Source organism: Pseudomonas sp. S1(2024), assembly GCF_046557535.1.
Window position 1 is genome coordinate 13,563 of sequence record NZ_JBKGFP010000093.1, and the last position, 21,603, is coordinate 35,165.

A 21,603-nucleotide genomic window follows, 5' to 3' on the forward strand; every position below is an offset into this window, starting at 1 on the left:
ATGCGACTGACTGCACTGCTGCCCCTGTCCCTGGCTCTGCTAGCTGCCCCTACCCTGCAGGCCGAAGAGCTGCCCAAGGCGATTGCGCAACTGCAAGCCAAGGGCGCCGTGATCAAAGGCAGCTTCGACGCCCCCAACGGCCTGCGCGGGTATGCCGCCGAATACCAGAACAACGGCCTGGCGCTATACCTCACCCCTGACGGCAAGCATGTACTGGTCGGCAGCCTGTTCGACGAACAGGGCAACGACCTCAGTGCCGAGCCACTGAAAAAGCTGGTGTATGCGCCGATGAGCAAGGAAATCTGGGCGAAGATGGAGAAAACCTCCTGGATCGCCGACGGCAAGGACGATGCACCGCGCAAGGTGTACCTGTTCAGCGACCCCAACTGCCCGTACTGCAACATGTTCTGGGAGCAGGCACGGCCGTGGGTGGAGTCGGGCAAGGTGCAGTTGCGCCATATCATGGTCGGCATCATCCGCGAGGACAGCCCGGGCAAGTCGGCGGCGCTGCTGGCGGCCAAAGACCCGGCCAAGGCACTGCACGAGCATGAAAAAGCAGGCAAGGCCAGCAAGTTGAAGGCACTGGAGCAGGTGCCGGAGGCGGTGCAGCAAAAGCTGGCGGCGAACATGGCGCTGATGGAAGAAATGGGCTTGCAGGCGACCCCGGCGATCTTCTATCAGGATGACCAGGGCAACCTGCAGAGCCAGCAAGGCGCGCCGCGGCCGGAGTTGCTTGGGAAGATTCTCGGCAAGCGCTGATGTGAAATCGCCGGACGCAATTGTCCGAACGTGTTCGGGCCTCTTCGCGGGTAATCCCTCGGCCACAGGCTCATCGATGCAGGCATACCGAAGAAATTCGCGATTATTCCTACAACTGTGGGCCATTCAGTGCTTTACGTATTCCAGCGTTAATGCGACTAATTTCATCATCAGAGTCCGACTCCGATGATGTGTCGCTCGAAGGTAATCTCGTTCGCTGAGCCTCCCGGAATTTTCTGCTGGCCTGGATATCACGGATAAGTTGGTCCCTCGCGCCATCAGGACGTGATTGGGGAGGGAGCGTTATATCTGGTCTTTTCACCAAAAGCTCATGGGAGTGGCCAAGGGCCGGGCCGACAGTGCCCTCAAGCGCGGCATCGACTAGTTGTCCAGGATGCCCCAGCGAACGCTCGATCTTTTGGAAGGCTGGCCTGGTCATACGGTAAAGGTGTTTATTGGCTCTTGAAAATGCGCCAGCGCTTCTCAGGTCTAGATATCTGACGATTCTGGAGAATATGTCGGGTTCATTTATGGAAGTAATGGAAGTGGCCGATTGCGATATCTGAGCGGAAGTATGTAGCATGCGTTTCATCTGGCCGCTGGGGTCGACGTTATTGACGGGATCGCAACTGCAATAGCTGTACGCATTTATCCCCCCCTTTCCAAACGGGCTCAACCTGTCAGGCGAGATGAATCGCATCATGGCGGGGTTGAATGATCGATAGCCGTTGCCTAGTGCATAGCCGCCCGAAACCAGAGCGAATGCTTCGCCATTGAAGCCAAGTAATGTGAGTGATGACGGTAGTTTCGGGTCATGTCCGTAAGCAGAGTATGCGTGATGCTCCCCTTTGTCAGTTTCCTGCACCGACAGTACCGAGGCCTTTGCGTCTGTCGCGAACAAACCGTATGCCTCACCGCCAGCGACTCGTTGCTCGGCCAAAGGCAGATCAGGCGTGCGAAAAACGGCGCGATGCCGGTCATCATGCTTCAACGTTATGAGCTTATCCCCTTGGTAGAAGACAAACGACCTGCTCGATGAACTGTTCATGATTGAAGCCCCTGATGTCCGGAGTGAATAGAGTACACTGCTACCCACTGTGAGCCCCTTGCAGAGATTGAGGAACTGGTAGAAATAGGTGGTATACCGCGATGGTTTTTTGTCCATCAACCCATCAATGATATATCCCATACGTACCCCATCAACGCGGGGGGCTGGTCACGGGCATCCTAATAAGGAAGGTCAACACTGCATCCCGGCCAGAGTAGCTTGGGAAGATTCTTGGCAAGCGCTGATTACCCGGTTGCCTGTTCCGGCTTGCCGGCGAAAGGGGCGCAAAGCGCCCCCTGCTTTCAATAGCCCTTCGAGCTCCGCCATCAGGTCACTGAACCGGTCAACCTTGTCGTCTTCCAGCGCACTGCCCTGCAGGCCCCGCGAGGCCCTCTGCGTAGCCAGCAGCGAATGCCCGCCCAGTTCGAAGAAGTTGTCGTGCCCCCAACCCACTCGGCCTTGAGCACTTCGGCCCAAAATCCTGCCATTACTTCCTCCGGCTCGTTGCGCGGTATCTGGTAGGCCTGGCTGTGCTCCCACAGGTACTGCGCCAAACCTCGAGAACAACGCCATATCTGTAGGAGCGGCCTTGTGTCGCGAAAGGGCCGCATAGCGGCCCCAGAGTTGCTGCATAAAAGCTGAAATTGCTGGGGCTGCCGTGCAGCCCTTTCGCGACACAAGGCCGCTCCTACAAGGGGCGATGCAGGCCTCACTTGCTCTGGTCACAACCCCTCCAGCTCGTCCTTGAGCACATCGGCCCAGATGCCAGCCAATGGCCAAGTTTACATTTGGCAACACTAAGTTATACCACCCAAGGCGACAAACACCTTTCCCAACCGATCATCGGAAAACAACGCCCGACAATAAAACATATAACAACCCCACAACAACTTCAGATCCGCCCTACAAAAAACAGAAGTCTTTTTCACTCCCATGATCAGTGAACAGATCGCGATCAGACATACCCCTCAGATAGATCCCACAATACCAACTGCAATTCAAACAACCAGATTACACCCCCGCCAATACATCGCCTCCATCAAACTTGACGTACATGCAGCCTGAATATAAAACCCTTACCCCCTGCATTCGCGAAGACACTAAAGGCGAGAAAAATGAACAAAAAGCCATACCCCATAACGCGAACAAAACAGTTCCTCATGATCACCAAGGTGTTGATCCTGGAACACCTGCGAGAACCCACTGCGTTGCTGTGGACAGCGGCGGCGCCTTGCTTGATGTTCATACTACTGAGGCAAAGCCGTTCCCTTGCAGCGCCACCAGACACTCTCTATATATCCTCTGCTGCGTGGTTTTACGCCTACATCGCTGCAAACGTTGCCTTCTTCGGCCTCGGCTTTTATCTAATCGGGCGACGAGAAAGTGGCTTCGTCCGGTCATTCATTTACCAACGCGAGGCAATTGCACTTTTCCTCACATCGCACGCCGTCAGCTACACATTGGTCAGTGTCGTGTACTCCAGCTTTTTCTACTTCATATCCAAGCCTCTATACGGATCCTACTCGCCATCAGAATTCCTGTACCTTACAGCCGCGTTCTATACGAGTTACCTGATATTCTCCTGCATCGGCTTGGCAATTGCAGCGATGCCCATCAAATTCAGCACAGCCGGGACGCTATTTTCGATACTTTCATTCCTGATGTTACTTTCCGGCTATTTGGGCACCACACAAGACGAACTGACCCACTGGTCAACGTTGATCAACCCCTTGCACCTGAGCACAAGAATAATTACCGGAGAGATACCACTCACTATTAGTTTTCTGACAGCTTTTGCCATTTCAACAGCGGGGCTCTATGCAACAGGAAAGCTATTCAGAATCCACCCCATATGGAGCCGCTATTAAAATGCACCTTCTCACCATCAAAAACCTGGACTTCTCATACAACAGCAGCCCTCTTTTACAAAACATCACGTTACAGTTGAAAAAAGGAGAGGCCGTAGGCGTACTGGGCAGTAACGGAGCAGGAAAGACCACGCTTTTCGACCTGATCTGCAACATCAGAAAACCAAGCAACGGCACAATCATAAATTCATCCAGACAGCAGGCTTATCTGACTCAAGTACTGACACCACCGCCCTTGCTCAGGATGAGCGAAGTCTACCAACTGATTACACATTTAAACTCCAGATCAGCACCGGATCACTGCGAGGTGTTTTCACGCCTCTCTGAATGGTCACCTTCCCTGTCGAAACGGTATGCTGAAATCTACAAGAAAAAGGCATCTACTTGCAGCTATGGCGAAGTCCGGAGCTTTGTCACACTGACGCTACTGCTAATGGGCAGCGACCTGATCATCCTCGACGAGCCTACTGCGGGGGTAGACCCAGAATTCAGACACCACATATGGCTAGGTATAAAAAACGCGTGCAAAAACGGGGCTAGTGTTTTGATTTCATCTCACTATACCGAGGAAATTGCCACAAACTGCCATCGTTTCTACATGCTCGCTCATCAACACCTCGAGCCATTTGAGAATGCTCATGAGTTTCTCGCTCGCTACCATGCGAACTCTTATGATGAAGCATTCATCAATGCGTCGATGTCGCAGGAAAAAATCGGGGCCGCATCATGACGGCGAAGAACCGTGGGAAAGATGGGCTTGCAGGTATGGCACCGGCTGCGCCGGTGTTCGCGGGCATGCCCGCTCCCACAGGTGCAGCGCCAAACCTCGAGAACAACGCCGTATCTGTAGGAGCGGCCTTGTGTCGCGAAAGGGCCGCATAGCGGCCCCAGCAATTTCAACTCTTGTGCACCTGCTCAGGTCACAACCCCTCCAGCTCGGCCATCAGGTCACTGAGCCGGTCGACCTTGTCGTCATCCAGCACACTGCCCTGCAGCCCCTGCACATACACCGCCAGTTCCTCCACCGTGCTGCACTCGAACATCGCCCGCAGCGGCACGTTCAGTTGCAGCTGCTTCTGCACCCGCGAGGCGATCTGCGTGGCCAGCAGCGAATGCCCGCCCAGCTCGAAGAAGTTGTCGTGCACCCCGACCCGCTCGGCCTTGAGCACATCCGCCCAGATACCGGCCAGTACCTCTTCCAGCTCATTGCGCGGCGCCTGGTAGGCCTGGCTGTGCTGGCCACCGATGTCGATGGCCGGCAAGGCCTTGCGGTCGAGCTTGCCGTTGGCGTTGTGCGGCAGGCTGTCGAACCAGCCCCAGTGCAGTGGCACCATGTACTCCGGCAACTCGGCACGCAGGCGCAGCTTGAGCTGTTCCAGCAACGCAGCGTCGGCTGCAACGCCCTGATGCGCCACCAGGTAACCCACCAGGTGCTTGCCATTGACGCCCTCCTGCACGCCAACGGCAGCGTCGCGGATCTCCGGCTGTTCGTGCAGGCGGGCTTCGATTTCGCCCAGTTCGATGCGGTAGCCGCGAATCTTCACCTGATGGTCGATGCGCCCGACATACTCCAGCACCCCGTCCGGGCGCTGCCGCGCCAGGTCGCCGGTGCGGTACAGGCGTTCGCCCGGCGCACCATGAGGATGGGGAATGAACGCCAGCGCTGTGCGCACCGGGTCGCCGACATAGCCACGGCCCACGCCGGTGCCGGCCACGCACAACTCACCTGTCGCACCCAGTGGCACCAGTGCCTGGTCCTCGCCGTACAGGTACAGGCGGTTGTTGTCGGTCGGCGTGCCGATCGGCAAGTAACTGCCACGGGTCGAGGCGGCATCGACGCGGAAGAACGCCACGTCATCGGAGCACTCCGCCGGGCCGTAGGCGTTGACCAGGCCGATCTGCGGGTAGCGCTGCAACCACTGCGCCGCCAGCTCCGGAGGCATGGCTTCGCCGGTCGGCAGCATCCAGCGCAGGCCATCAAGGGCCTGATGGTCGTTGGCCAGCATGCCCTGGATAAGCGACGGCACGCTCTCCAGCACGCTGATGCCGGTGGCCTGCACATGCGCCAGCAGGCCCTGCGGGTCATGGGCGATGGCATTCGGCACGATCTCCACCCTGGCGCCGAACAGCGGCGCGGCAAGGAACTGCCACACCGAAATGTCAAAGCTCTGCGAGGCCGTCTGGGCGATCACGTCGTGCTCGCCGAGCGCCAGGTACGGCACCTTGCTCAGCTGGTTGTTGAGCATGCCGCGCTGCTCGACCATCACCCCCTTCGGCAGGCCGGTGGAGCCTGAGGTGTAGATCACATAGGCGAGGTTATCCGGCCCGCTGTGAATGCCGGGGTTGTGGCTGGCCACCGGGCTGGCCTGGATGTCTTCCCAGACCAGCAGCTGCGGCCGTGCCGCCAACGCAAGCTGGTCCAGCAACTGCCGCCCTTGCCCGGCACAGGCCGCGCTGCACACCAGCACGGGTGTACGGCTGAGCTGGATGATGCTTTGCAGACGCGCCGCCGGCAGGCCCGGGTCCAGTGGCAGGTAGCCGGCGCCGGCCTTGAAGCTGCCGACGATCATGCCCAGCAGCGGTAGCCCACGCTCGGCCAGCAGTGCCACCGGCTGGTCCACGTTCACACCCGCCGCGATCAAGGCATGGCCCAGACGGTTGGCCGCCAGATTCAAGCCGGCGTAGTCGTAGGATGCGTCCAGGCAGCGGGCCACGGTACGTTGCGGATGCGCGGCCACCTGCGCCTCGAACTGCGCGATGTAACTCTGTTCCAACGGATAGGCGCGCGCGGTGCGGTTGCAGTCTTCCAGCAGGAAGCGCTGCTCTTCCGCACCCAGCAACGGCAGTGCGCTCATCTCCCCTTCAAAGCCTTGCACCAGCGCCAGCAGCAGGCGCTTGAACTCGGCCAGCAGGCGCTCGACGGTCGGGTAGTCGAAATAGCGCTGGTCGAACGACAGGTGCAGGCCAAGGTCATCGCCCGGGTAGCACACTGCGGTCAGCGGGAAGTTGGTGTGGGTACGGCCCGAGTCGGAGCTGGCATTCAGGTGCTGGGCGTGGTCGAGCACGGCAGTTTCCACCGGCGCGTTCTCGAACACGAACAGGCTGTCGAACAGCGGCTGGCCCTTGGGCAGTTCGCTGCACTCCTGGATCGCCACCAGCGGCAGGTATTCATATTCGCGCAGCTCCATGTTGCGCTCCAGCAGGCCTTGCAACCACTGGCGCACACTGCAGCGCTCACCCGCCACCGGCAATTGCACGCGCAGGGCGACGCTGTTGATGAACAGGCCGACGGTACGCTGCATCTGCGGCATGCTCACCGGGCGCCCGGCCACGGTCACGCCAAAGGCCACGTCGCGGTCGCCACTGTAGCGCGCCAGTACCAGGGCCCAGGCCGCCTGGGCGAAGGTGTTGACGGTGAGCTGGTGGGCCTGGGCCAGTTCACGCAGGCGCACGCCGTCGCTCACCGCCAGGCGCGTATAGCAGTCGCCGACGATCATGCCGCTACCGGCATGGTCGTGGCGCAGCGGACGGTCGCTGGGGATGGGGGTGGCACGTTCGAAGCCGGCCAGGTTGGCCTGCCACCAGGCTCGCGCGTCGTCCAGGCCCTGGCGTTGCAGCCAGCCGATGTAGTCGCGGTAGCGCGGTGGCACCGGCAAGCGGGCCTGGCGCCCCTCGCCGAGGGCCTGGTAGATCTCGAAGAAATCGTTCATCAACAGCGAACGGCACCAGGCATCGATGAGGATGTGGTGGTTGCTCATCATGAACCAGTAGCGCTCGTCGGCAACACGCACCAGGCGCAGGTGGAACGGTGCCTCGCTGAGCAGGGCGAAACCTGCCTCGCGTTCCTGCTTGTGCAGGGCCTGCAGGCGCTGCTCCTGGGCGTCGTCGTCGAGGCCACGCCAGTCCTGGTAGTCCACCGGTGTGTTGCCCGGCTTGTGAATGATCTGCAGCATCGCCTCGCCGGTGTTCCAGCTGAACGATGCGCGTAGCGCTTCGTGGCGCGCCACCACCGCCTGCCACGCCTGGGCGAAGCGTTCGGGGTCGAGCGCGCTGTTGATGCGGTAGCGGTCCTGCATGTAGTAGAGGCCGGTGCCCGGCTCCAGCAGGGTGTGCAGCAGCATGCCCTCCTGCATCGGCGTCAGCGGGTAGACGTCCTCGATCTGCGCTGCCGGTACCGGCAGCGCGTCGATCTGCGCCTGAGTCAGGTGCGCCAGCGGGAAGTCCGAGGGTGTGAAACTGCCGTTGCCATCAGCCAGGCAATGCTCGACCAGCGCCAGCAGCTCCTGGCGATAGGCTTCGGCCAGGCTGGCGATGGTCCGCTCGTCGTAGCGTTCGGCACTGAAGGTCCAGCGCAGTTGCAGGGCACCGCCATACACCTGGCCATCGACACTCAGCCAGTTGGGCAGCGGTGCATCGAGGTCGTGGGCCAGGCCGGCCGGGGCGTCCAGCGGCTGGAACAGGGCTGTGCTGTCGAACTGCTGGTCGAACTGGCCCAGGTAGTTGAAGGTGATGCGTGCCTGCGGCAGGGCCGCCATCTGCTCGCGCCCTGCCGTATCGGCCAGGTAGCGCAGCACGCCGTAACCCAGCCCTTTGTGCGGCACCTGGCGCAGCTGCTCCTTGATGCGCTTGATCGAGCCTGCCCGCGCCGCATCGTCCTCGCCTGGCAGCGGGCGCAGGCTCAGCGGGTAGGCGTTGGTGAACCAGCCAACGCTGCGGGTCAGGTCCAAGTCTTCGAACAGCCCGTCACGGCCATGGCCTTCAAGCTGTACCAGCACTTCTTCATCGCCGCTCCAGCGGCACAGGGCACGCGCCAGCGCGGTCAGCAGCAGGTCGTTGACCTGGGTGTGATAGGCCGCCGGGGCCTGCTGCAGCAACTGCCGGGTCTGGGCCACATCCAGGCCGATGGCCAGGGTACGGGCGTGGCGGTGCAGGTTGCCGCCCTGCGGGTGATCACATGGCAGTTCGCGGCGCACTCCGCCCAACTGGCCTTGCCACCAGCCCAGCTCGTCGCGCAGCGAATCGCTGCCGGCATAGCTGGCCAGGCGTGCGGCCCAGTCGCCCATGGCGTGGGTCTTGGCCGGCAGCGGCTGGCCACGGTACAGCGCCTGCAGGTCTTCCAGCAGCACGCGCCACGACACGCCATCGACCACCAGGTGATGGATTGCCAGCAACAGGCGCTGGCCGCCCTGCCCGTCATTAACCAGCAAGGCGCGCAACAGAGGGCCCTGTTCCAGGTCGAGGCTGCGTTGCAGGTCGGTGTACAGCGGTTGGCAATCGGCGAAGTCGGCGACCGTGGCTGTCCACAGTAATTGCCCGGTGGCAGGCAAAGCATATTCGGCCTGCCAGCGGCCCTGGGCCTGGCCGAAGCGCAGGCGCAGGCTGTCGTGGTGCTGCACCAGGCCGGCCAAGGCTCGCTCCAGTACCCCCTCATCCAGCGGCTTGCGCGCCTCCAGCAGAACAGCCTGGTTCCAGTGCTGCGGCTGTGGCACTTCACTGTCGAAGAACCAGTGCTGGATCGGCGTGAGGCCGGCCTGGCCCTGGCGCTGGCCCTGTTCGATGCTGCTGGCGGCTTCGCTGCGCTGAACGACGGCGGCCAGGGTCTGGATGGTCTGATGCTGGAACAGGTCGCGCGGGGTGAACTGCAAGCCGGCCTGACGAGCCCGGCTGACCACCTGGATCGACAGGATCGAGTCGCCGCCCAGCTCGAAGAAGTTGTCTTGCACGCCGACCCGGGCAACGTTGAGCACATCGCGCCAGATCTGCGCCAGTTGCGCTTCCACCTCGTTGCCAGGCGCCTGGTACTGCTGGCGTGCCTGTTCCAGGTCCGGCAGCGGCAGCGCACGGCGGTCGAGCTTGCCGTTGCCCATCAGTGGCAGGCTGTCGAGCAGCACCAGGTGCGCCGGCACCATGTAGTCCGGCAGGTGCTGGCGGGCATCGGCTTTCACCGCGTCGCGCAGCAGGCCCTGGGCCTCGCTGTCGGCAGCAGCCTGCCCGCACACCAGGTAACCCACCAGTTGCTTGCCGCCCGGCAGGTCGAGGGCCAGAACTACAGCCTCGTCGACATCGGCATGCGCCTGCAGGCGGCTTTCGATTTCGCCCAGCTCGATACGGAAACCGCGAATCTTCACCTGCTGGTCGGCGCGGCCGACGTACTCGACCAGGCCATCGCTGCCCAGGCGCACCAGGTCACCGGTGCGATACAGGCGCCCGCCTTCGCTGCCGAACGGGTCGGCGACGAAGCGCTCGGCGCTTAGGCCCGGGCGGTCGTGGTAACCCTGGGCCAGGCCGGCACCGCCGACATACAGCTCGCCAATACCGCCTTGCGGCAATAGGGCAAGGTCTTCATCGAGGATGTAGGCCGTGCGGCTACCGATGACGCGACCGATCGGTACGCTGCCCAGCTCCGCCGGCAGTGTCTGTGGTGCCAGGCAGGCCAGCGGCATGACTACGGTTTCGGTCGGCCCGTAGGCGTTGAAGAACTGCTGCGGCGCGAAGGCCTGGCGGATGCGCTGCAGGTGTTCGCCGGTCAGCGCTTCACCACCGGTAATGACCAGGCGCACTGGCAACTGCTCGCCCTGCCCGGCCAGGTACTGCGCCAACTGGCTGCCGTAGCTTGGCGTGAAGCCGAGGATGCTCACCTGCTGCTCGCGCACCAGCTGGCAGATGTCTTCGGCGCCCCACTGCCCCTGGGCACGCAGTACCACGCGGGCGCCACACAGCAGCGGCACCCACAGGCGTTCGCTGGCGGCGTCGAAATTGATCGAATAGAAGTGCAGCTCGCAGTCATCGCCGCGCATACCGAACGCGTCGATCACCGCCTGGCAATGCATGGCGAACTCGCCGTGGCTGACTACCACGCCCTTGGGCTTGCCGGTGGAACCGGAGGTGTAGATCAGGTAGGCCTGGTGCTGCGGCAGGTTGAGGTTGTCCAGCGGCGCATCGCTGTAGGCCGACAGGCTGGCGCTGTCGTCTTCCAGGCTCCAGCGCACCACGCCTTCGGGCAGCTGCCCCAGGGTTTGCAGCAGCGTGCGCTGGCTTAGCAGCAGGCCGATGCGGCTGTCTTCGATCATGTAGCGCAGGCGGTCGAGCGGGTATTCGGGGTCGAGCGGCACGTAGGCGCCACCGGCCTTGAGGATGGCCAGCAGGCCGACGACCATTTCCAGCGAACGCTCCAGTGCCAGGCCCACGCGCACCTGCGGGCCGACGCCACGCTCGCGCAGGGCGCGGGCCAGGCGGTTGGCCTGCTGGTCGAGTTCGGCATAGGTCATGTGCCGGCCGGCAAACGTCAACGCGCCAGCGTGTGGCGTACGCGCAGCCTGGGCGGCGAACAGGCCGTGCACGGTCTGGTCGAGAGCGAGACCCTGCTCGCCCTGCAACTGGCCAGCCAGCAACTGCTGCTCGGCGCTGCTCAGCATCGGCAGCTCGCACAGGCGCTGTTGCGGGTTGTCGAGCAGGCCCACCAGCAATTGCTGCCAATGCTCAGCCATGCGCGCGATGCGTGGTTCGTCGAACAGGTCACGGCTGTAGGTCAGGCAGCAACCCAGGCGGCCGTCGAGGTCGGTCACCTCCAGGTACAGGTCGAACTTGGTGGCGCTGGCGTCGTTGACCAGGTAATCCACCTGCATGCCGGCAAGCTGGCGGCTTTGCTGGAAGGCCCAGCGCTGAACGTTGCACATCACCTGGAACAGCGGGTTGTAGGCGCTGCTGCGCGGTGGCTGCAGGGCTTCCACCAGCTGGTCGAACGGCAGGTCCTGGTGCGACTGGCCTTCGATGGCAACCTGGCGTACCTGCTCCAGCAACTGTGCGGCGCTCATCTGGCCGTCCAGCTCGCAACGCAGCACCTGGGTGTTGAGGAACGCGCCAATCAGCCCTTCGCTTTCCGGGCGGATGCGGTTGGCCACCGGCGCGCCAATGCGCAGGTCACGCTGGCCGCTGTAGCGGTGCAGCAAGGCGGCCAGGGTGGCAGTCATGGTCATGAACAGGGTCAGGCCACGCTGGCTGTTGAAGGCATGCACACGGGCAACCAGCGCCGGGTCGAGCTCGAAGCGGTACAGCTCGCCACGGTGGCTCTGCACTGCCGGGCGCGGGCGGTCGGCAGGCAACGCCAGCACCGGGTGCTCATCGCCCAGGCGGGCCTGCCAGTAGGCCAGCTGGCGGGCGCCCTCGCCGCTTTCCAGCCATTGCCGTTGCCACACGCTGTAGTCCAGATACTGCACCGGCAGCGGCGCCAGCGGCGATTCGCGGTCATCGACGAAGGCCTCGTACAGCTCGCCCAGTTCGCGGGCGAAGATGTCCATGGCCCAGCCCTCGGTGACGATATGGTGCAGGGTCAGCACGAAGAAATGCTCGCGCTCTTCGGCTTTGACCAGGCAGGCACGCAGCAGCGGGCCGCGCTCCAGGTCGAACTGCTGGTGCGCCTGGTCGTCGGCCAGTTGTTGCAGGCGTTGTTGGCGGAGATCGGCGGGCAAGGCGCTGAAGTCTTGCCAGTCGAGGTGCAGGCTGCTGTCTTCGGCCACGCACTGATACGGCACGCCATCGATGCTGGGGAAGGTGGTGCGCAGGGTTTCGTGGCGCACCACCAGCGCCTGCAGCGCACGTTCGAAGGCATCCACATGCAGGGTGCCGCGCAAGCGCGCCATGCCGCCGACGTTGTACGCCGGGCTGCCCGGCTCCATTTGCCAGAGGAACCACATGCGCTGCTGCGAGTACGACAGCGGCACCGCCTGGCGGCGGTCGACGCGGGTGATTGTGCCTTGCAGGTTGCGCTCACCGGCAGCACGAATACGCGTGATCTCGGCACAGAAGGCGCCCAGCTCGCTGGCGTCGAACAGGGCCTTGAGCGGCAGCTCGACATCGCAAGCCTGACGCGTGCGCGAGACAATTTGAGTGGCCAGCAGCGAATGGCCGCCGAGGGCGAAGAAGTCATCCTGCAAGCCGATGCGCGGCAGGTTCAGCACCTCGCGCCAGATGGCGGCGACCTGCTGCTGCAACTCGGTTTGCGGCTCGACGTGTTGCCGCTGCTGCCACACCGGGGCGGGCAATGCCTTGCGGTCGACCTTGCCGCTGGGGCCCAGTGGCATCTGCGCCAGCGGGATGAGTTGTGCCGGCACCATGTAGGCCGGTAGTTGTTCAGCCAGCACCGTCAGCAATGCATCAGGCTGGGCGCTGCCACTGTAGTAGCCGACCAGTTGCGCGCCTATGGCATCCTTGTGAATCAGCACCAGCGCCTGTTCGACCCCCGCTTGCGCCAGCAGGCAGGCCTGGACTTCCTCGGGTTCGACACGGAAGCCACGCACCTTGACCTGCTGGTCTAGGCGGCCAAGGTATTCCAGCGCCTCGGTCTGCACCTGCCAGCGGGCGCGGTCGCCACTGCGGTACAGGCGCTCGCCATTGCCGTCAGCCTGGGGCACGAAGCGCTCGGCGGTGAGGCCCGGGCGGCCCAGGTAGCCACGGGCCAGGCCTGCACCGCCGAGGTACAGCTCGCCCGGCACACCGGGGGCGGTCAGTTCCAGCTCGTCGTCCAGCACACGGCACAGCACATTGCCCAGCGGGCGGCCGATCGGCGAGCGTTCGCCATCGGTGGCCTGGCAGTGCCAGTGGGTGACGTTGATGGCGGTTTCGGTCGGGCCATAGCGGTTGTGCAACTGCACCTGTGGCAGCACCTGCAGCACGCGGTCACGCAGTGCCGCGGACAGCGCTTCGCCACCGGAGAACAGCCGGCGCAGGCTGCCGCAGGCACCCGCCTGCGGCTCCTGGACGAACACCTGCAACAGCGGCGGCACGAAGTGCAGCGTGGTCACGCCATGGGCCTGCACCAACGCGGCGATGCGCTGCGGGTCGCGGTGGTCGCCAGGGCCGGCGAGCACCAGCTTGCAACCGGTCACCAGTGGCCAGAAGCATTCCCACACCGAAACGTCGAAGCTGATCGGCGCCTTCTGCATCAGCACGTCGCTGTCGTCCAGCACATAGCTGGCCTGCATCCATTGCAGGCGCTCGGCCAGTGCCGCGTGGGTATTGCCCACGCCCTTGGGCTGGCCGGTGGAGCCGGAGGTGTAGATCACATAGGCCAGGTTGTCGCCATGCAGATGCAACCCGGGGGCATGGCTTGGCCAGCTGTCCAGGTGCAGCTGGTCGAGGGCGATGGCGCTGACGCCATCAACCTGTGGCAGCTTGCCCAGCAGGCTGCTGTGGCTCAGCAACAGGCCAGCGTTGCAGTCGGCGAGCATGTAGGCCAGGCGCTCGGCCGGGTAATCGACGTCCAGCGGCACATAGGCACCACCGGCCTTGAGAATGGCCAGCAGGCCCACCAGCAGCTGCGGCGAACGCTCGATGGCGATGGCCACGCAAGTGTCTGGGCCCACGCCTTTGTCACGCAGGTAGTGGGCCAGACGGTTGGCTTGCTGGTGCAACTCGGCGTAATCCAGGCTGCCACCGTCCCACACCAGGGCGGTGCGCTGCGGGGTCAGGCGTGCCTGTTCATTGAGCTGCTCGACCAGCAGGCGCTGCGGCGGCGCAGCGGGTGCCTCGCCCCAGCTCAGCAGTTGCGCGCGGCCAGGCTCGTCGAGCAGTTGCACCTCGCCCAGCGCCCGCTGCGGCCCGGCACACACCTGCTCGAGCAGGGCCAACAGGTGCTGGGCCAGGCGCTTGACGGTACTGGCATCGAACAATTCGGCGGCATAGTCGAAGGCCAGGCTTAGGCGGCCCTGGTGGTCTTCTTCACTGTGCAGCTGCAAGTCGAACTTGGCTTCGCGACTGTGCCACGGCAGCTCTTCGGCCAGCAGGCCCGGCAGGCGGCGCAGCGCAGACAGGTCACGTTGCTGGTGGTTGAACATGACCTGGAACAGGCCTTGCTCGCGAGCCTCGGGCAAGGCTTCGAGCAATTGCTCGAACGGCAGGTCCTGGTTGGCCTGGGCATCCAGGGTGGCCTGGCGCACCTGGGCCAACAACTGGTCGAACGGCAGGCGGCCATCGAGTTGCGCACGCAGCACCTGGGTGTTGATGAAGAAGCCGACCATGCCTTGGGTTTCCAGGCGCGGGCGGTTGGCGTTGGGCACGCCGACACGGATATCGGCCTGGCCACTGTAGCGGTGCAACAGCGCCTGCCAGCCGGCCAGCAGTACCATGAACAGGCTGGCCTGCTGTTCGCGGGCCAGGCCCTTGAGCGCTTCGGTGAGCCTGGCCGGTACCTTGAGGTTGAAGCGGGCGGCGCGGTGGCCGCGCTGGCTGGTGCGCGGGTGGTCGGTGCACAGGTCGAGCACCGGCAGATCATCCCCCAGACGCGCCTGCCAGTACTGCAGCTGACGCTCGGCTTCGCCTGCGGCCAGCCACTGTCGCTGCCAGGTGCCGTAGTCGGCATAACCCAGGGTCAGCGGTGCCAGGTTGGCCTCAAGGCCCTGGCAGTGGGCGGCGTACAGTTTGGCGAATTCGTCGAGCAGGATGTTCAGCGACCAGCCGTCGGCGACGATATGGTGCAGGGTCACCCACAGTTGATGGTGTTCATCGTCCAGGCGCGCCAGGGTCACCCGCAGCAACGGCCCCCGGGTCAGGTCGAACGGCTGGCGAGCTTCGGTTTCACGTTGGGCGGCGACCTGTTCGGCGGCCTGGCCTTCGAGGTCCAGGCGGCGAAGGTCGAACGGCTGCTGCGCCAGGACGCGCTGCAGGGCCTGGCCGTTCTCTTCGGCAAACAGGGTACGCAGCGATTCATGGCGCGCCACCAGCGCCTGGAAGGCTGCTTCCAGGGCGTTTTCGTCCAGCTCACCACGCAACTGCAGGCCGGCTGGGATGTTGTAGGCTGCCGATTGCGGGTCCAACTGCCATAGCAACCACAGGCGGTTTTGCGCCAGCGACTGGGGCAGCGCCTGGTTGCGTTCCAGGGTGGCGATGGCGCCGACCCGGCAACCGCCTTCGGCGATGATCGCGGCCACGGCCTTGGCGTAGTCAGCCAGTATCGGCGCCTCGAACAGGGTGCGCAGGCCCAGGTCGATGGCCAGTTCATCGGCCAGGCGTGCGGTGGCATGGGTGGCGGCGATGGAGTTGCCGCCCAGCAGCAGGAAGTGGTCGTCTGCCGCCACCGCCTCGACCTTGAGAATGTCGCGCCACACATCGGCGATGCGCGCCTGCAGTTCATCGCCTGCGCCCACTGAAGCAACGGGCTCGTTCACCTCAGGGAAGCGGGCGTAGCAGTCCAGGCTGCCATCGTCCATGCGCAGGCGGCAGGCCGAACGCTGCAGCTTGCCGCTGGAGGTCTTGGGCAGCGCACCCGGGTTCAGCAGCAGGACCACGGCCGGTGCCTGGCGGCAGGCGTCGGCGATCACCTGGCGCAGGGTCTTGATCAGCGCCTGGGGCTTGATCGCCTTCTGCACGTTGCGGCTGATTTCCACCGCCACGCCAATGCCCTCCTCGCCTTGCTGCTCGACGGCGAACACTGCCACCCGGCCTTTGCGCAGCACCTCCACTTCGCGCTCGAGGGTCTTTTCCAGGTCCTGCGGGTACAGGTTCTGCCCGCGCACGATGAGCATGTCCTTCAGGCGACCGGTGACGAACACTTCGCCTTCGCGCATGAAGCCCAGGTCGCCGGTACGCAGCCAGGTCTGGCCGCCCATCTCGACGAAGGTGCGGGCGCTGGCCTCGGGGTTGCGCCAGTAGCCCAGGGCGATGCTCGGGCCGGCGGCCCAGATCTCGCCCACCTGGTTGTCGCCCAGCACCTGCAGGCGTTGTGGTTCGACAATGCGCACGGCATGCCCGGGCTGCGGGTAGCCACAGCTCATCAGCACACTGCCCTTGCCAGGCTCCGCACGGTTGGCGGCGAAGGCTTCGGCGTCCAGCTCCAGCGCGGCGATGCCCTGGCCACGGCGACTACCGCTGACGAACAGGGTCGCCTCGGCCAGGCCGTAGCTGGCGAAGAAGCTCTGCGGGTCGAAGCCGCAGGCCTGGAACTTGTCGGCAAAGGCCGCCAGGCTGTCCTGGCGGATCGGCTCGGAGCCGGAATAGGCCACCCGCCAGCGGCTTAGGTCGAGCCCGGCCAGGGATGCCTCGCTGACCCGCTCGCTGCACAACCGGTAAGCAAAGTCGGGGCCGCCGCTGATGGTGCCGCCGTATTCGCTGATGGCCTGCAACCAGCGCAGCGGCCGGGCCAGGAAGTAGCCCGGCGACATCAGCACACAGGGCACGCCGCTGAAAATCGGCTGCAGCAGGCCGCCGATCAGGCCCATGTCGTGGTACAGCGGCAGCCAGCTGACGATCACATCGTCTGGGTTGAGGTCGATGCCAAAGCCTTGGCGGATCAGTTGTTCGTTGGCCACCAGGTTGCCATGGCTGACCTGCACGCCCTTGGGCAGTGCTGTGGAGCCGGAGGTGTATTGCAGGAAGGCGATGTCATCACCCTTGAGCGCGGGTTCGCGCCAGTTTGCAGCCAGTGCCGGGTCCAGGCCATCCACCGCCAGCAGCTCGGGGGCGTTGGCCGCTGTCAGGGCCTCCAGGCCCTGCAGGCTGTCGCGCAGGGCCGCGACGGTCAGCAGCAGGCGCGGCTCGGCGTCGTCGATGATCGACAGCAAGCGCTGCTGGTGGTGCTGGCGCGCGGACTCCGGCGGGTAGGCCGGCACCGCAATAACGCCGGCATACAGGCAGCCGAAGAACGCCGCCACATAGTCTGGCCCGCTGGGGAACAACAGCACTGCGCGGTCGCCGAAACCGGCCCGGCTTTGCAAGGCAGCAGCGATGGTGCGTGCGCGCTGGTCGAGGTCCCGGTAGCTGAGCACGGCCTGCTCGCCGGGAGCGTCGGCCAGAAAGCGCAAGGCGACTTTGTCCGGGGTCTGCACGGCGCGCTGCGCCAGGGCCTGGACCAGCGAGAGCGGGAGTTCGAAGGCGTCCGTCATGGGGTGTTCCTGCCAGTGTCTGGTTGGGTCGGGCCGGCTGCTGCGCGAACGTGGGCGTAGCGGCATGTGGCGGCCTGAGGTGTACACAGGGGGACGGATGGGCGGGGGGAGAAATTAGCGGTGGTGAGGCTTTGGGGGCACGTGAGGGTTGCCAAGTGTTTGCCTTGAGAAATGTTGCGCCTGACATGCACCCAGCCATCTCTGCGCTTTAGAACTGAAACCACATGAAACCAATTACATTTCGCATTTGACAATCATTATCATTCTGAATAGCTTGTCGCCCGTCGTAGGAAGCTTCCCAAATTTGGGTGCGTCCTTTCCCCTCTGTGACAAGGTGATTTCCATGGCGGAACAACTATCCACAAGTAAGTGCGATTCACCATTACTGCAGGCCTTCGTCGACAACCGCAGCATTCTGGTCAAGATCGCTGCCCGCATCACCGGCTGCCGATCGCGCGCCGAAGATGTGGTGCAGGACGCCTTTTTCCGGCTCAGCGCCGCCCCGCAGATCACATCGTCGTTCAAGGCGCAGCTGAGCTACCTGTTCCAGATCGTGCGCAACCTGGCCATCGACCACTACCGCAAGCAGGCCATGGAGCTGAAATACTCCGGCAGCGAGGAGGAAGGCCTGAACGTGGTCGTGCAAAACGCCTCCCCCGAAGCCACCCACATCAACCTTGCCGCGCTGGATGACATTGCCGAGGCGCTGAACGAACTGCCCCAGCGCACCCGCTATGCCTTCGAGATGTACCGCCTGCATGGCGTGCCGCAGAAGGACATTGCCAAGGAGCTGGGAGTGTCGCCGACGCTGGTCAACTTCATGATCCGCGATGCGCTGGTGCATTGCCGCAAGACGGCCAGTCGGCAGGCCTGATCAGGCAGAGTCTGCTACTTCGCGGGCACGCCCGCTCCCACAGATACCCACAGTGCTGACAGCCAGTGGAGATCCTGTAGGAGCGGGCTTGCCCGCGAAGAAGCCACCCCGATATCAAGCCAGTTTGCAACGATCGAAAAACCGTTCCCGCCCCAGAATCATCAACGCCGCACGCTTGTGCGGGAAGTCGAACTCCTTGTCGCAATGGAAGCACTGGTCGTGCATGTAGCCGATCATCTTGCCGTTGTCGGCACGCGGCTCGGCCACCACCCGCTGGGTGCGTGGGTCATCCAGGAACAGGTAGTGCACCAGCGCCGATAGCCAGCTGGCCACCTTGTGCGGCCCGCGGTGGCTCTCCTCCCCCACCAGCATGTGGATGCCACGGTCGTAGTCATCGGCCGGGTAGAACGGCGCAATGCGGTCTTCCTTGGCCCAGTACGCCTCGAAGTAGGCAAACGGCTGGTCATCGAAGCAACCGATCAGCGTCAGGGCATGCGGGTCGGCCTCGAGCTTGCCCAGGTATTCGCGATGCTGCGCAAGGGTGCCACCCTCCTGCCAGAACGCCTCCACCCGCGGGTTGTTCTGCCAGCGGTTGAAGCGCTCCAGGTCATGCTCGATCTCCAAGGTACGCAGCGATACCCAACTGCCCAGGCGCGTATCGAAGCGCCGGTACACCTCGCCACGAGGCTTGGGCGCGCGGCGTGGGTGGCGCTTGCCGTTGCTGATCTGCATCTGCTGTGGGTAGGCCACGCTGGCCGACTCGCCCAGCCACGGCTGTGGCAGCTGCCAGAACAGCGCCCGCTCGCACAGGTATTGGCCAGGCTGCTCGCCGGCCAGCAGCAAGCCACTGTTCAATGCCTGGGGCAACGCCTCGGGCAGGTACCAGGCCAGGCGCTGGCAGGCGGTGTCGCGGGCCAGCAGCCAATAACAGGCGGCCCACAAGGCCTGATAGGGGCGCTCGGGGCACAGCCGCTCCAGGTGAACATGCAGGGTAGCGCCCACCTCCAGGCGCAACTGGATCAGCGGGCGGCCTTCGAGGGACAGGCTCAGCCAGCTGTCGCCCTCCTCGGCACTGAGGCTGCGCCAGCGTGGCGCTGACAGGGGCTGCGAAGCGGCATCGAACGGCATGGGCTTGACTCACGGCAATGAAGAAAAGGCTCACTGCTGAGAACGTTGCCGCACCACGGGAATTTAGTCGTGTGGGGCCGACACCGTGATGCGGTAGGGCTCGAAGATGCGCGCCAGCTCGCCACTGTCGCGCAGCGCCCGCAGCAGCGCCGCGAACGACTGCTCGCCGATCGGCGCCCCCGGGCGCAGCAAGGCGTAGTGGTGGTAGACCTGGTCAATGCGCTGCGAGGACACCAACTGCTCCCGGCTGGCCGGGTTGCGCTCCAGGAAATCGCTGAGATAGGAACGCGTGACCAGGGCGATGTCGGCGCGGCCTGCCTGCACCATCAGCAGGTTGCTGTCGTGGGAGTAGGTCAGGGTCGCGTTGTAGGCGGTGCGCAGGTATTCGGGGTCGGAGTTGAAGCCGGCGAACGCATAGTGATAGCCATTGAACAACGCCAGGCGCTTGCCGTTCAAGTCGTCGAAGTAATGCGGGTCACCGCCATTGGCTTGGCGAGCGACGAACACCTCGGCGTCTTCCAGGCCCATGTCCACGGTCTTGTGGGGAATCTGCTGCCAGCCCCATTGCGGGTTCTCGAAAATGGCCATGTCGGTACGGCCTTGCTGGAAGTCGCCGAAACGCCGCTGAATGGACGTGGGTACCAGAACGAAGCGGTAGTGCTGCTGCGCGCGGTTGAGCGCGTCGACCAACTGCGGCAGAAGACCGGTGTCGGCACCCTGCTCCGGGCGCACGGTGTAGGGCGGAAAATGCGCCGCGCCAATCTTCACTTCAACGGTACTTGCCGCCCATGCCGGCACCGCCAGCCAGAACACGGCCAGCAGCATCAGGGAAGACAGGGCCTTCAGGCCGGTCGCTGGAGTCAAGACGGACACTCATCACGGTTCATGCCGGGGTCCGCCTAAGCTAGGCGTTTTCCGGGCCGGACACAACTGCCGGTTAGTGGCCCTTTGCGCCAAAGCTGCGGGCAAACTGCCAGGGGATGCCGGATGCCCGGAGTTTCGCTACGCTCTAGCAGGATCTGCAAGGGAGCCTGGTATGGGCCACTGGTTGGTGATCGACCTGGAAGCCACCACCGACGATGGTGGGTGGCCGGTCACAGAGATGGAAGTCATTGAAATCGGCGCAAGCCTGGTTACCCGCGATGGCCGCGAGGTCGACCACTTCCAGCGCTTCGTGAAGCCTCGGCGGCGGCCGCAGCTGACCCCGTTCTGCCGTGAGCTGACCCACATCAGCCAGGCCAGCGTGGACAGTGCCGCGTCGTTCCGCGAGGTATGGGCAAGCTTCGAGCGCTGGCTCGGGCACCACCGCGGGCAGCTTCAGGCCTGGGTCAGCTGGGGCGACTACGACCGCCAGCAGTTGCACCAGGAGTGGCAGCAGCATGGGCTGGACAGCCTGCTGCGGACCCTGCCGCACATCAACCTCAAGCAACGCTTCGCCAAGGCCCGCCACCTGCAGCGCCCCGCTGGGCTGAACGGTGCACTGCAGCTGGCCGGCATGCACTTTTGCGGGCAGCAGCACCGGGCCCTGGAAGATGCGCGCAATACCGCGCGGCTGCTGCCGTTGAGCCTGCCGGCAGACACTACCTGAAAGCAGATGACGGAGCCGGTGGGCTTGGGCATACTGGCCAGCCCTTTTTCATCCCCCCTTTTCAGGAGTCGCCCATGTTCCAGGTCAACGAGTACTTCAACGGCACCGTCAAGTCGATCGCATTCGCGGGCGAAGAAGGCCCGGCCACTGTCGGTGTGATGGCCCCGGGCGAATACGAGTTCGGCACTGCCAAGCGCGAGATCATGCACGTGGTTTCGGGTGCGCTGACCGTGAAGCTGCCAGGTAGCGACAACTGGGAAACCTTCAAGGCGGGCGACAAGTTCAACGTGCCGGCTGACAGCAAGTTCCAGCTGCAGGTGAAGGTGGATACCGCCTACCTGTGCGAGTACCGCGACTAAGCGTCAGCCTGGTCCGGCCTCTTCGCGGGCATGCCCGCTCCTACAGGTTCACTACAAGCTTGCGGGCCTGTGCGGTACCTGTGGGAGCGGGCAAGCCCGCGAAGA

Annotated in this window: 10 protein-coding genes and 1 pseudogene; 6 read left to right on the forward strand and 5 right to left on the reverse strand. The window is 63.9% G+C overall.

The annotated features are described in order from the left end of the window. A complete protein-coding gene (gene dsbG, locus ACLCGK_RS25805; protein ID WP_046615068.1) occupies positions 1-759 on the forward strand; it encodes a thiol:disulfide interchange protein DsbG in 759 nt (252 codons plus the stop codon). A 109-nt stretch (positions 760-868) separates the two neighbouring features. On the opposite strand, the gene ACLCGK_RS25810 is transcribed toward dsbG, so the two are convergent. Both ACLCGK_RS25810 and ACLCGK_RS25815 read right to left on the reverse strand, forming a co-directional pair. Further along, positions 869-1,807: an RHS repeat-associated core domain-containing protein gene (locus ACLCGK_RS25810; RefSeq protein ID WP_410953253.1), complete on the reverse strand. Its 939-nt coding sequence runs from the start codon at positions 1,805-1,807 to the stop codon at positions 869-871. 192 nt (positions 1,808-1,999) lie between these two features. After that, positions 2,000-2,337 (reverse strand): annotated as a pseudogene (locus ACLCGK_RS25815) (phosphopantetheine-binding protein); the annotation flags it as partial. Between the two features lie 585 nt (positions 2,338-2,922). Between ACLCGK_RS25815 and ACLCGK_RS25820 the strand changes: the two are divergent. Both ACLCGK_RS25820 and ACLCGK_RS25825 read left to right on the forward strand, forming a co-directional pair. After that, on the forward strand, positions 2,923-3,675 hold the full coding sequence (locus ACLCGK_RS25820) for a hypothetical protein (protein ID WP_410953254.1): 753 nt from the start codon (positions 2,923-2,925) through the stop codon (positions 3,673-3,675). Between the two features lies 1 nt (position 3,676). Further along, entirely contained in the window at positions 3,677-4,405 is a 729-nt protein-coding gene (locus ACLCGK_RS25825) for an ATP-binding cassette domain-containing protein (RefSeq protein WP_410953255.1), read from the forward strand. Positions 4,406-4,595: 190 nt separating this feature from the next. Here ACLCGK_RS25825 and ACLCGK_RS25830 read toward each other — a convergent pair whose 3' ends face one another. Beyond that, entirely contained in the window at positions 4,596-17,549 is a 12,954-nt protein-coding gene (locus ACLCGK_RS25830; protein ID WP_410953256.1) for a non-ribosomal peptide synthetase, read from the reverse strand. Between the two features lie 343 nt (positions 17,550-17,892). Here ACLCGK_RS25830 and ACLCGK_RS25835 point away from each other — a divergent pair, with 343 nt between their 5' ends. Continuing rightward, a complete protein-coding gene (locus ACLCGK_RS25835; protein ID WP_015271130.1) occupies positions 17,893-18,423 on the forward strand; it encodes an RNA polymerase factor sigma-70 in 531 nt (176 codons plus the stop codon). A gap of 114 nt (positions 18,424-18,537) precedes the next feature. On the opposite strand, the gene ACLCGK_RS25840 is transcribed toward ACLCGK_RS25835, so the two are convergent. Both ACLCGK_RS25840 and ACLCGK_RS25845 read right to left on the reverse strand, forming a co-directional pair. Next, the gene (locus tag ACLCGK_RS25840) at positions 18,538-19,551 is read right to left on the reverse strand and encodes a GNAT family N-acetyltransferase (protein WP_410953257.1); all 1,014 of its coding nucleotides are present in this window, start codon (positions 19,549-19,551) and stop codon (positions 18,538-18,540) included. A gap of 63 nt (positions 19,552-19,614) precedes the next feature. Then, positions 19,615-20,415, reverse strand: a complete 801-nt coding sequence (locus ACLCGK_RS25845; protein WP_410953276.1) for a substrate-binding periplasmic protein — start codon at positions 20,413-20,415, stop codon at positions 19,615-19,617. A 172-nt stretch (positions 20,416-20,587) separates the two neighbouring features. Between ACLCGK_RS25845 and ACLCGK_RS25850 the strand changes: the two genes are divergently transcribed. Together ACLCGK_RS25850 and ACLCGK_RS25855 are read left to right on the forward strand one after the other, a co-directional pair. Further along, complete coding sequence (locus ACLCGK_RS25850) at positions 20,588-21,139, forward strand: exonuclease domain-containing protein (RefSeq protein WP_139657845.1); 552 nt, start codon at positions 20,588-20,590, stop codon at positions 21,137-21,139. Between the two features lie 74 nt (positions 21,140-21,213). Further along, positions 21,214-21,498: a pyrimidine/purine nucleoside phosphorylase gene (locus ACLCGK_RS25855; RefSeq protein ID WP_003259920.1), complete on the forward strand. Its 285-nt coding sequence runs from the start codon at positions 21,214-21,216 to the stop codon at positions 21,496-21,498. Positions 21,499-21,603 lie beyond the last annotated feature (105 nt).